The organism is Psychrobacter sp. LFX-11D (assembly GCF_904846475.1).
In the GTDB taxonomy this organism is placed as follows: Bacteria; Pseudomonadota; Gammaproteobacteria; order Pseudomonadales; family Moraxellaceae; genus Psychrobacter; species Psychrobacter cryohalolentis.
The window spans coordinates 1-11,356 of record NZ_CAJHAV010000024.1; the positions used below are offsets into that span (position 1 = coordinate 1).

Genomic DNA, 11,356 nt, shown 5'->3' on the forward strand with positions numbered 1-11,356 from the left:
TCTATACTGTCAACGACGGCTAATTTAAAGCCTAAAGTATAATCTTTTTGAGTGCGCTTAACCTTTACAGTGTCTAACTTGTCCATGAATAAGCTCCTTTTTCGTAAACTTATTTCAGGACGGGACAATAGGCACAAAAAAGCCCCGTAAATATTTATGGGGCTTTTTTTTGTTCAGAGAATGCGTTTAGTTTTTTGGAAGATTACCGTTAGAAAGATTTTTGTCTTGCTCGCTTAAATGTTGAGTCATCTCAGCACGCAGCCAAGATTTTAGGTTTTCAGACATCAGCATCATCTGATCGCTCAAATAATCGTCAATCTGCATTTCAAGCTCATGAATTAAGTCTTTATGAGTGACGCTGAGTTTGGCATCTTTAACGGCTAAGCTGATTGCTAAACTGGCTTTATTGTTGATGGCGTTAATACTGCTATCATTTTTAATAGTGCTGTCATCATCAATTGCATTAGCATGTTCGCTAATGGTTTTACTATTAGCAATATGTTCCTCATTATCAGACTCATCGTTGATGATAGTATCAACTTTATCGTCGATTTCTGTTTCATCTGCATCAGCTGTCTCTAGTTTTATAGCTGTTTCTAAACGATTTTTATCATCAGCCAACAGTGTCTCTTTTTCTGCTTCTTTTTGAGTATTTTCAGCTTCTTTAGGCTTATTTTTTTCTTCTAAAGCTTGTTCTTTTAACCTGCTTTCCTTTGTTAAGTGAGCTTCTTCTTGACGTTTGGTCTCTTCTGCTGCTTTGATTTTTTGTTCTTCTTCTAAACGCTGTTGTTCAGCACTTGCCTGTTCTGCCGCTTGTTTATCAGCGATTGCCTTGGCGATAGCTTGCTCAGCTTCGTGATTCTCATAGAGATCATCAAGGTGTGCATCTAGGTCATGGGTGCTAAAAACAAAAGTTTCAAATGGCGTTTCAGCTTTCAATAAAGTTGTGATATCGGTGAGTTCTTGGATGATTGAGGCACGGATAGGCTCTGGTGCACACGTCCAGCGCTGATAAAACTGATGAGAAAATGAATAGCTTGACATGGTATCGTCCATAAATGTTGCAAAAATTACCCCTTATCATACGCAAGGATGATAAGGGGCTGCAAGTAGACAATCGTAGTAAATCTGCCACCAAGGTTAAAAGGCCTCACTCATAAGCTTAATGTTTTAATCATTGAGTGGCCAGCGGGCAAATATCAATGAACCATTGGTGCCACCAAAACCAAAGCTATTGGATACGGCATACTGCAAGTTTTCAACTTTGCGCGATTGGTTGGCAACATAATCCAGATTACAGTTATCCTCAACGTTGTCCAAATTAATCGTTGGCGGTACTTGCTGATGTTGCAAAGCAAGCACAGTAAAGATGGCTTCAACGCCGCCCGCAGCGCCAAGTAGATGACCGGTCATTGATTTGGTAGAGCTGACCAAGATGCTATCTTTCACCGGGGCAAATACCGTTTCAATGGCGATAGATTCGGCGACATCACCAGCAGGCGTGCTAGTGCCATGGGCATTTACGTAACCAATGACTGACGGCTCAATACCAGCATCGTTTAAAGCATTACGCATCGCTTGTGCTGCACCACTACCATCTTCTGGCGGCGCAGTAATGTGACTGGCATCATCACTCATACCAAAGCCAACCAATTCAGCCAGTATCGTCGCACCGCGTGCTTTTGCGTGAGCAAGACTTTCTAGTACCATGACCCCTGCGCCATCACCAAGTACAAAACCATCGCGGTCTTTATCAAATGGGCGTGAAGCGCGAGTTGGCTCGTCATTGCGAGTTGAAAGGGCGTGCATGGCACCAAAACCTGAGATACCAAGTGGGCTTGAGCCTTTTTCACTACCGCCTGCTAGTATCACATCGGCGTCGCCATAAGCAATCAAGCGCGCTGCCAGACCAATTGCATGAGTTGCTGTAGTGCAAGCAGTGGACGTTGCAAGGTTTGGACCTTTTAAAGTATGTTTGATTGCCACCAGTCCTGCTGCCATATTGACGATAGAGCCTGGAATGATAAAGGGAGAGACTTTACTGGCACCTTTTTCACGTAAAGTATCACGGCTATTTTCGATGTTTTGAATACCGCCGATACCTGAGCCTATAATGACACCAAAGCGCTCTTGATCAACACCTTGTACCGGAGCGTCAGCAGCGCTTACTTCATTGATAAAACCTGCTTGCTGTAGCGCCATAGAGGAAGCAGCAACCGCATAATGCATAAAATCATCATAACGGCGTGCGTCTTTGGCGTTCATGTATTGCTTTGGATCGAAGTCTTTGACCACGCCTGCGATTTGCGCACGATAACCCGATGCGTCAAAATGACTAATAGCGGTGATGCCACTTTCACCTTTGAGTAGTTTTGCCCACGAGCTTTCGACATCTAATCCCAATGGCGTGACCGCGCCCATACCTGTCACGACAACGCGCATCTCATCAGTGCGTTCAAAATGTGGCGGCTTATGACGTTTTTTTGTCTGAGCGGTGGCAATAGGGTTATTAACAGTACTATTCGTAGCTTGGTCGATAAGTGAGTCGTTCGGTAAACTGCTGTGCTGGCTCATTCGCTATATCCTATACTGACAGATCCTAAGAGGAGTGTATTTCTAAAGCCATTATAAAACACATAGGTGTACGCATGTAAACTAAAATTTGACCGCTCAGGCAAAACATACTTGTCCCAATACCACGCCTTTACTTGCGCCTGTCACGGCGGGCAAGTTGCCAGTTTCACCCATAAGTGTTTGTCTTGCTAACCAAGCAAAGGCAACGGCTTCTACCCAAGTTGGCTCAAGTCCCAAGCTGGCTGTCGTTTCTACTTTGCATCGTGGCAGATGTACTTGTAAGCGAGTCATTAAATAATTATTTAACGCCCCGCCGCCGCAGACATAAACAGCATTATTGCTACTAGCATTGATAAATAGATTGATTTGCGCACTGGCACTGATGGCGGTCAGCTCAGTAAGCGTTGCTTGTACATCGGCGGATGAGTAGCGAACATCAGCAGAAGCCTGGTCGAATTTTTGTAACTCATCTTGTAGCCATGCTAAGTTAAAATCTTCACGCCCCGTACTTTTTGGATAGGTTTTCTTAAAAAATGGATGCTCTAATAGCTGGTTTAGTAAAGGCTCAACGACTTGACCTGACTGTGCCCATGTACCACCAGCATCATAATCCTTGTCCGTGTGCAATGTTGTCCACGCATCCAATAATAGATTGGCAGGACCGGTATCATAACCAACCACGCTATCAGATGGCTGATTTTCTGAGTGTTCATTAGAATCTACAAGGTCATTAGAAATCGCTGGCAAGACAGCGATATTAGCAATACCGCCCAAGTTTAATAACACACGCGTGCTATCAGGCACCGCAAACAATGCTTGATGAAAAGCTGGAACCAAAGGCGCACCTTGACCACCAACTGCCATATCACGGCGACGGAAATCACTGACGACGCTAATGCCCGTACGTTCAGCAATGATATTGGCATCGACCAATTGCAAGCTAAAGCCCATCTGAGGGCGATGGCGTACCGTTTGACCATGACAGCCAATCGCTAGTACAGATTCACTATCAGTATTTGATTGCTGCAATAACGTATTAACCACGTCGCTTGAAAATTCAGCATATTCTTTACTTGCCCAGCCAAACCAGTCTAATTCGCTATTTGGTTCATCATCGGATGGCGTTAATGCTTGAATACCATTAGGCTGACACAATGCTAATAGCACTTCACGCAGACGCGGTGGGAAATCTTGGCTATGAGTCGCTAACAAGTGCATCGGTTGTTGGGTATTATCTTTATCACTGAATTGACAAAGAACCGCGTCCATACCATCTAAGCTAGTGCCCGACATCATACCTATATATAAGCCATCATCGAAGTTTTCAAACACCGTTTGTTCGAGCGCATCGGTCAAGGTGGCATAGTTTAAATCGTCCATATTATCTAGACGGCTATCAAAATCATCATCTAAACTCAGATCTGAAAAATTATTATGCTGACTATCAGCAATCGATGCAGGGTTGGTCATGGCAATTTACCTTAAAAAACGCTAGTATATCTGTCAAATTCTAACATTTTTTGATGGCTACGAGATTCTAAATAGCCCAAACGCTTTACCCTTTAAATAAAGACAATAAAGAGAGCATCATGACCACCCAAACTTATACCCTAGAAGAACAACTAGCGATAATCCAACGCGGTACACAAGAAATCCTATCTGAAGAAGATTTGGTTAAGAAGCTAAAGCTGAATCGTCCGCTGCGTATCAAGGCAGGCTTTGATCCTACCGCACCAGACTTACATTTGGGTCATACCGTGTTGATTAATAAGCTGAAGCATTTTCAAGATTTGGGTCATGAGATTTATTTTCTAATCGGCGACTATACCGCCAAGATTGGTGATCCTTCTGGCAAAAACAGCACGCGACCGCCATTGACCGATGAGCAAATCAAAGTCAATGCTCAAACGTATGCTGAGCAAGTATTCAAGATTTTGGATAAAGAAAAAACCCGCATCGTCTTTAACTCTGAATGGTTTAAAGACATGTCAGCAGGCGATATGATTCAGCTTTCTAGCCAGTTGACCGTCTCACGTATGCTTGAGCGCGATGATTTCTCTAAACGCTACGCGTCGCAAACGCCAATTGCTATCCATGAGTTTCTCTACCCATTGGTGCAAGGTTATGACTCTATCGCACTAAAAGCCGACGTCGAGCTTGGCGGTACTGACCAAACCTTTAACATCCTAATGGGACGTACCCTGCAAGGTCGTTACGGACAAGAGCCACAAGTTTGTATCACGGTGCCAATCTTAGAAGGGCTAGACGGCGTTAATAAAATGTCCAAGTCACTTGGCAACTATGTCGGTATTTACGATGCGCCGGGTACCATGTACCAAAAACTGCTGTCTATGCCAGATACCTTAATCCGTCGCTACTTTGAATTTTTAAGCTTTAAGCCGATGGAAGAAGTCGAAGCGTTAATGGCAGAGATGGAAAACGGTCGCAATCCACAAGAAATCAAACGCATTCTTGCCGAAGAATTGATCGAGCGCTTCCATGATGCCGATGCTGCGGCTAATGCGCACAAATCAGCGGGTAACGTACTAGCTGATGGCGAATTGCCAGTCGATTTACCAGAAGTGACGTTAGAGTTAGAAGGGCAGAACGCATTATTTATCACGCAGATATTAAACCAAGCAGAGCTTGCCAAAAATAGCTCATCGGCTAAAGACATGATTAAACGTGGCGCGGTAAAAGTAGATGGCGAAGTCGTCGACGCGGGCTTTAGCTTAACGTCTGGTCAGACAGTCGTTATCCAAGCAGGCAAAAAGGCCTATGCGAAAGTGACGGTGGTCTAGAATGGATAAGGTTAAATTGTTTGAAGGGATAAAATTAGAGTTCGAGGAACTTGAGTACACAGATAAGAGTGGTCTTGATAAGCTGATACGTCGTTTAAAAATGCTTATAACTAAGATCTATGATTCTGGCTCTAATTATTTAGAAGACTTGAACAAAATTAATTTCTTTTCATCAATCGCATATCCAAATATGCCAGATTCTATTAATTTTAACGCTTGGAGCTCGGGTAGAGATAGAACTGTTAACTTAATTGGAACTATAATCGAAGAGCTAGAGCTGTTTCCAAAAGACACGAGTATGAACAATATTGAAGTTGCAAGAATTGACCGTACCAATGTCTTTATAGTGCATGGGCGTGATGATGGTGCTAAAGAAACGGTAGCAAGGTTTATAGATAAATTAGGCTTTGTGGCTACTATTCTTCACGAACAGATAAACTCTGGTGCTACGATTATAGAAAAAATTGAGAAGAATACTGATGTTGGTTTCGGTATCGTACTTTATACTGCATGTGATGTTGGTGGGATAAAGGCTGATTTAGACAATCTTAAGCCGAGAGCTAGGCAAAATGTTGTTTTTGAACACGGTTTTCTAATGGGTAAAATTGGAAGAGAAAACGTTGTTGCACTTGTAAAAGGTAACGTTGAAATTCCTAACGATATATCAGGCGTAGTTTACGAGTCTATGGATGAAGGTGGAGCTTGGAAATATAAGATTGCTAGGGAAATGAAAAGCTCTGGTTATGATGTGGATATGAATAAAATTGACTAATTGGAAGCAATAATGACAAACCAAGCTACTATCCTCCAAGGTATCTACCGCCATTACAAAGGCAGCCTTTACCAAGTATTGCATACAGCTCAGCATTCAGAAACCGAAGAAGCCTTAGTCGTTTACCGCTGCCTATACGGTGAGTATGGCGTGTGGGTACGACCATTAGCGATGTTTACTGAAACTGTTGAAGTTGATGGTATGCAAGTAGCTAGATTTGAGTTAGTCAAAGTATTAGCTGATTGATATCTCAAAATGTTCAAAATTTATTGCCCAAATAAAAAGCGAACCGTTAAGGTCGCTTTTTTTATGTGAATAAGTAATCAATCCTGCAGAAATACTCTCAATACTTTATAAAACCCAACAGGTTCATCCATCGGTACTGCATGACCTGAGCGCGACAACACGACCTCAGTTGCATTGGGTAGCATCTGGGTGACTTTTTGCTGCCACTTAGCATCGTAGAGTTTGGAGCGACCACCGATGAGGTTAACCACTGGAATAGTGACACGCTCTATCGCGCCGCGGAAGTCATAGGGCAATGTCAAATAGGCTTGCAAGCAACGCATTTTATGATGCCAAATACTGTGGTCATAAAGCGCAAGTTTGGGATCGTTTTTATAGGTCATCACTTGTATAAAAGCTTTTGAGCGCGTGCGATTGACGGATAACAGAGAAAATAGCCGTTCGACATCCGTTGCACGGCGTTTCAGGGCAAAAGGCAGATGAGTAAAGCTTTTGATGTTAGCATAAGGCAAAGTCTTATCAATCACCTCATGAAAGATATCGAATACTTCTTGCTGGCGCGTGCCAAACAAGCCACCTTGCCAATCAGGTTGATTATGAATAGCGGGACTTTGGTCAATATTTAAATAGCGGCTGACTCTTTCGCTACCATAACGCTCAAAATACGCCCACATCACTTGCGCACCCATCGAGATGGCGGCAACTGGCAAGGATTCTATATTGCGCGCCAAGCAAATTTGCTCAATGACGACACTGATATCATCGGCATACTGACGCACAAAATCAAACTGGGTTAGCTTAATATCTTTTGCCGCCCCAAACCCTCGCAAATGCGGTAGATAAAATACGTATTTGCCAACTAAGGGTAAAATAAACGGCAAAAACTCACGCGCATCCATACCATAGGCATGCAAGAGCAGCATGGGTTTACCATTTCCTATCACTGACACTGGTAGCAACGTACCGTCAGTCAAAGCAATATCAATTGTTTTCAACTGATAGTTAGCAGGCAGTTTGATTAAGTTTCTCTTCATAAGGCAATGCACCTTGTTTTCATTAAGCGGTTTTACCAAGTCGATTTAGCCAAAATGTATCGTACCAAAAGTCTTTATCTCATTTCTAAAAGACTGCTATATTAAAATAGGTAACTGACCATAACATAAAAGCTGTTTAGGGTTAAAAGCAGTTGAGCGGTAAAAGTAGCGACTTGTCATAGACTGTGATCAATCGAATCAAACGTCGGCAAGTAAAATATAAGGATATTAAGGTATGAACAAGTCAAATTTGCCATTGCTTGATAGCAGCCTATATCCGCAAATCTGGCAGCAGCAGAACTTTGCTAGTCCACAGGCATTATTGATGGAGATGTTAACAGCAGATACCACACTAGACGCCGATGCTTTCACCAAGCAATTGCTAGCCAATGATATTTATCAAGACTGGATTAATAGCAGCGTGTTTGGACGTTATTTACATCGTAATTTTACGGCGTTCTCTCAGCAAACAGAAGACAGTTTCAATATTGATATGCCTTCGCTGTTTCGTCAGGAATTGATGCGTCACGCGCAGTATTTACCATTAGAGCAGGTATTGTTTTTTGCAGGGGATTTACCAAAAAGTGTGCGTCAGACAAAGGTGTTAATTACAACTGTTAATCCTGTTACCGCCATCATTAATGCTCAGAAGCTAAGTGAAAAAGCTACCATCAATAATTCGACCACGATTATCAATCAGATAGTGATTAAAGGTAAACAAGTCTTAGGATTTCCGATACGGCACAATAAACGCACTAGCGAGCGCTTGCGTAATGAAGTACTGATTTTAGATTTTCAAGAGTTGCGCTTGGTCAATGAAGAGAATGTCAGTAGCAAAAAAAGAAGCAATATAGAGGAATCTATATTGCTTCGGTCTTATGAATTACGTTAATAGGCCAAACAGTCAGCTAAAATTTTAAGAGTCTTGCTTAGCAATTGTTAGTCCGTTATAAGTTTGCGCGACAGGCATGACTTCCAAGCGATTGATATTAATATGGGCAGGCGATTCAATCAACCATAATAAAATATCGCCGATATCATCGCCGGTCATGGTTTTAAAGCCGTCGTAAACCTGAGCAGCTTTATCGTCATCGCCGTGGTAACGCACGTTTGAAAACTCAGTACCCGCGACATTACCCGGTTCAAGGTTGGTCACGCGCACTTGCGTACCGATGAGATCCGCACGCAAATTTAAGCTAAACTGTTTGACAAAGGCTTTGGTCGCGCCATAGACGTTACCACCAAAATAAGGCCAACTTCCGGCAATTGAGCCGACATTAATGATATAACCGCTATCACGTGCGACCATGGCTGGCAAGACCGCGTGAGTTAGCGCCATGAGACCTTTTATATTGGTATCGGTCATACGCATCCAATCATCAAGACTAGCCTTGTGCGCAGGCTCTGTACCGAGTGCCAGTCCAGCGTTATTTACTAAGACATCGATTTGTTTAAAATCAGCAGGCAAATCCGCAATGATTTGCGGGATAGACGCTGTATCACTCACATCCATGACTACAGGTAAAAACGTCTCGCCCAAAGTTTCTGCTAAAACATTGAGTTTGTCTAAGCGTCTGGCACAGCCAATCACGCGATGACCTTTGGCAATCAAACGCTCAGCCAGCGCTTTACCGAAACCCGCGCTTGCCCCTGTAATCAATACGTTCATCTTATATCCTTATCATTGATGTTTTGTACATATGTCATGTTGTTTGAGACGACAGCTTGTCTTAGTTTATCTGCTCTGGCTTACTTATTAAATAATTGCTTACCAAAGATTTTATCGCCCGCATCGCCCAGACCTGGAATAATATAACCGTGCTCATCCAAATGACTATCTAATGCAGCAGTATAAATAGTCACGTCAGGATGTGCTTCATTGACTACACGGACCCCTTCAGGTGCCGCAACTAATACCAAGGCTTTGATATTGGTACAGCCGTTTTTCTTAAGCATTTCGATAGTTGCAACCATAGAGCCGCCAGTGGCTAACATTGGGTCAATGATAAGGGCTGGGCGTTTGTCCATATGGCTGACAAACTTTTCAAAGAACGGCACCGGTTGTAAGGTTTCTTCATCACGCTGTAAACCAACGACAGAGATTTTTGCTGTAGGAATCAAATCGAGCACCCCATCAAGCATGCCAATACCTGCACGTAAAATCGGTACGATAGTTGCCGTCTTACCGATGATCTGCTCACCAATGATTTCACCACACCAGCCTTCCATCGGAAAGGTTTCAATTTCAAAATCGCGGCTAGCTTCATACGCCATCAAGCGCGCAAGCTCTTTGGTTAATGTACGAAACTTATAAGTACTACAGTCTTTTTCGCGCATAAGGCTGAGTTTATGACGGACTAACGGGTGATCGATAACAGTGATTTTTAAGTCGCTCATAAGTATTCTCTTGGTTTTTTGGTCTAATGCTTGATTAGTATAAAAGATACAAACACTTACTGCACTTCAACCCTATATTTGGCCAATCAATAGTAAGCTTAATACTTTAACAAAAAGTAAGCCAAAGGCATTTACAATGAGATCGGTTTTATTTAAGCCGACTATGTTTGACTATATAGCGCTATAACAAATGAAGTAGTGTTTAACCCTGCTATGATAGCAAAAAAACCGCTTTTCTGATGAAGAATCTTATGACCAAAACCTCACTGAATAATCCCACCCATCCACAAAAAGCTGCTAACGACTTTGTGTGGACACAGAAATTAAAGACCGATAGCGCAAATATCGAAACCCATCCTTTTGGTCCTGTCCTACCACCTGATGCCACCGTCATGATGATGGGCAGTTTTCCACCCACTGCCGATAAATGGGCAATGAGGTTCCATTATCCCAATTTTCAAAATGACATGTGGCGCATTTATGGACGCGTATTTTTTGATGATGCGGATTATTTTAGAGTAGGGGAGGAGAAACGCTTTGATCCTGAGCGCATTCGAGCCTTTATGTTTGAGCGTGGTATTGCCTCTTGTCCCACGGTAGTACAAGCAATTCGCGAAACAGGCAATGCGTCTGATAAAGACCTTACGGTCGTGACCACTGTCGATCTAGACACAATTTTGCCGCAAGTACCGAAAGTACAGGCGCTATTCACGACTGGTGGTAAGGCAACAGAGGTCTTACTGAACTTATTAGCTGAACCACCTGCCAAATCAAAGCATCCCAAGACCAATCAAAGTATGGGCTATCCTTATAAGTGGCAGGATAAAGATAATAAAAAAGCTGATGTTAATAGTTTAACCTTATATAGACTGCCTTCTACCTCGCGCGCCTATCCTTTAGCATTAGATAAAAAAGTCTCTGCTTATAAAGACTTCTTCAAAAAGATAGGTAAGCTATAAAAGTGTTATATATAGAAGAAGCTATGAGGCTATATATAAGCACCAACTAAGGACAAGAATTGATTTTGGTAAAAGTAAAAGTACTTTCAACCCTAACTGACTGATAAATAGATGGTATTGATGATAAGGGTAGATAATCGCCAAAATATCGGGCAAAGCCCCTTGACCCCCTACTAAAACAGAGTATACTGCCCTCCAGTTGAAAGGGAAGGCGGATTGAGAGTGGTTTATCGCTTAGAAAATTTAGCCAACCGAAAAAATTACTTTTAAGTTAACTCAAATTAAAATAATTTACTTCTTGACTTACTAATTAAAGCGTCTATAATACGCACCTCATTAAGACGAACCGGAAGCAGCTACTGTGTGATTACACAATAACTAACCAGTTAACTTAAAGAAACAAATTAAGAAAAGAAGTTGACAGACTATTAAAACATGATATGATTGTCAGCTCGCTAAATAGGATAAGCCAGATTGGTTTAGCATATTTAGTAAGAATACTCTTACTGGACGACAGTTAGAGACATTATTTAAAAGCATAACTAAAGAACAACTTGTGTGGATTTTTGCTGA

At 42.2% G+C, this 11,356-nt stretch carries 11 protein-coding genes; 5 read left to right on the top strand and 6 right to left on the bottom strand.

What is annotated here, in order from left to right:
* Positions 1-186: 186 nt before the first annotated feature.
* The 3 genes from JMX75_RS12500 to JMX75_RS12510 all read right to left on the bottom strand — a co-directional run bounded on the left by JMX75_RS12500 (position 187) and on the right by JMX75_RS12510 (position 4,044).
* Positions 187-1,044 (bottom strand): hypothetical protein, encoded by an 858-nt coding sequence (locus JMX75_RS12500; RefSeq protein WP_227673101.1) that lies wholly within the window; start codon positions 1,042-1,044, stop codon positions 187-189.
* A gap of 126 nt (positions 1,045-1,170) precedes the next feature.
* On the bottom strand, positions 1,171-2,442 hold the full coding sequence (gene fabF / locus JMX75_RS12505; RefSeq protein ID WP_227673103.1) for a beta-ketoacyl-ACP synthase II: 1,272 nt from the start codon (positions 2,440-2,442) through the stop codon (positions 1,171-1,173).
* Positions 2,443-2,670: 228 nt separating this feature from the next.
* Positions 2,671-4,044: an anhydro-N-acetylmuramic acid kinase gene (locus tag JMX75_RS12510; RefSeq protein WP_201532530.1), complete on the bottom strand. Its 1,374-nt coding sequence runs from the start codon at positions 4,042-4,044 to the stop codon at positions 2,671-2,673.
* A gap of 119 nt (positions 4,045-4,163) precedes the next feature.
* Between JMX75_RS12510 and tyrS the strand changes: the two genes are divergently transcribed.
* The 3 genes from tyrS to JMX75_RS12525 are packed head-to-tail and all read left to right on the top strand — an operon-like array spanning position 4,164 to position 6,393.
* A complete protein-coding gene (gene tyrS, locus JMX75_RS12515; protein ID WP_201532531.1) occupies positions 4,164-5,375 on the top strand; it encodes a tyrosine--tRNA ligase in 1,212 nt (403 codons plus the stop codon).
* Between the two features lies 1 nt (position 5,376).
* Positions 5,377-6,147 carry a TIR domain-containing protein gene (locus JMX75_RS12520; protein WP_201532532.1) on the top strand — a complete coding sequence of 257 codons (771 nt, stop codon included), beginning with the start codon at positions 5,377-5,379 and terminating at the stop codon, positions 6,145-6,147.
* Positions 6,148-6,159: 12 nt separating this feature from the next.
* A complete protein-coding gene (locus JMX75_RS12525) occupies positions 6,160-6,393 on the top strand; it encodes a DUF1653 domain-containing protein (protein WP_201532533.1) in 234 nt (77 codons plus the stop codon).
* 77 nt (positions 6,394-6,470) lie between these two features.
* Here the strand turns inward: JMX75_RS12525 and JMX75_RS12530 are convergent, their stop codons facing one another.
* Entirely contained in the window at positions 6,471-7,427 is a 957-nt protein-coding gene (locus JMX75_RS12530) for an alpha/beta fold hydrolase (RefSeq protein ID WP_201532534.1), read from the bottom strand.
* Between the two features lie 235 nt (positions 7,428-7,662).
* On the opposite strand from JMX75_RS12530, the gene JMX75_RS12535 reads away from it, so the two are divergent.
* Entirely contained in the window at positions 7,663-8,319 is a 657-nt protein-coding gene (locus JMX75_RS12535) for a hypothetical protein (protein ID WP_201532535.1), read from the top strand.
* Positions 8,320-8,343: 24 nt separating this feature from the next.
* Here the strand turns inward: JMX75_RS12535 and JMX75_RS12540 are convergent, their stop codons facing one another.
* Together JMX75_RS12540 and upp are read right to left on the bottom strand one after the other, a co-directional pair.
* Complete coding sequence (locus JMX75_RS12540) at positions 8,344-9,096, bottom strand: SDR family NAD(P)-dependent oxidoreductase (RefSeq protein ID WP_201532536.1); 753 nt, start codon at positions 9,094-9,096, stop codon at positions 8,344-8,346.
* Between the two features lie 80 nt (positions 9,097-9,176).
* Positions 9,177-9,824, bottom strand: coding sequence for a uracil phosphoribosyltransferase (upp, locus tag JMX75_RS12545; protein WP_011281223.1), 648 nt, complete (start codon positions 9,822-9,824; stop codon positions 9,177-9,179).
* A 251-nt stretch (positions 9,825-10,075) separates the two neighbouring features.
* Here upp and JMX75_RS12550 point away from each other — a divergent pair, with 251 nt between their 5' ends.
* Complete coding sequence (locus tag JMX75_RS12550; RefSeq protein ID WP_227673102.1) at positions 10,076-10,783, top strand: DNA glycosylase; 708 nt, start codon at positions 10,076-10,078, stop codon at positions 10,781-10,783.
* Positions 10,784-11,356 lie beyond the last annotated feature (573 nt).

Coding starts and splice junctions, on each gene's coding strand:
- tyrS (WP_201532531.1), top strand. CDS start 4,164: ATGACCACCCAAACTTATACCCTAGAAGAACAACTAGCGATAATCCAA.
- JMX75_RS12530 (WP_201532534.1), bottom strand. CDS start 7,427: ATGAAGAGAAACTTAATCAAACTGCCTGCTAACTATCAGTTGAAAACA.
- JMX75_RS12520 (WP_201532532.1), top strand. CDS start 5,377: ATGGATAAGGTTAAATTGTTTGAAGGGATAAAATTAGAGTTCGAGGAA.
- fabF (WP_227673103.1), bottom strand. CDS start 2,442: ATGCGCGTTGTCGTGACAGGTATGGGCGCGGTCACGCCATTGGGATTA.
- JMX75_RS12540 (WP_201532536.1), bottom strand. CDS start 9,096: ATGAACGTATTGATTACAGGGGCAAGCGCGGGTTTCGGTAAAGCGCTG.
- JMX75_RS12535 (WP_201532535.1), top strand. CDS start 7,663: ATGAACAAGTCAAATTTGCCATTGCTTGATAGCAGCCTATATCCGCAA.
- JMX75_RS12525 (WP_201532533.1), top strand. CDS start 6,160: ATGACAAACCAAGCTACTATCCTCCAAGGTATCTACCGCCATTACAAA.
- upp (WP_011281223.1), bottom strand. CDS start 9,824: ATGAGCGACTTAAAAATCACTGTTATCGATCACCCGTTAGTCCGTCAT.
- JMX75_RS12500 (WP_227673101.1), bottom strand. CDS start 1,044: ATGTCAAGCTATTCATTTTCTCATCAGTTTTATCAGCGCTGGACGTGT.
- JMX75_RS12510 (WP_201532530.1), bottom strand. CDS start 4,044: ATGACCAACCCTGCATCGATTGCTGATAGTCAGCATAATAATTTTTCA.
- JMX75_RS12550 (WP_227673102.1), top strand. CDS start 10,076: ATGACCAAAACCTCACTGAATAATCCCACCCATCCACAAAAAGCTGCT.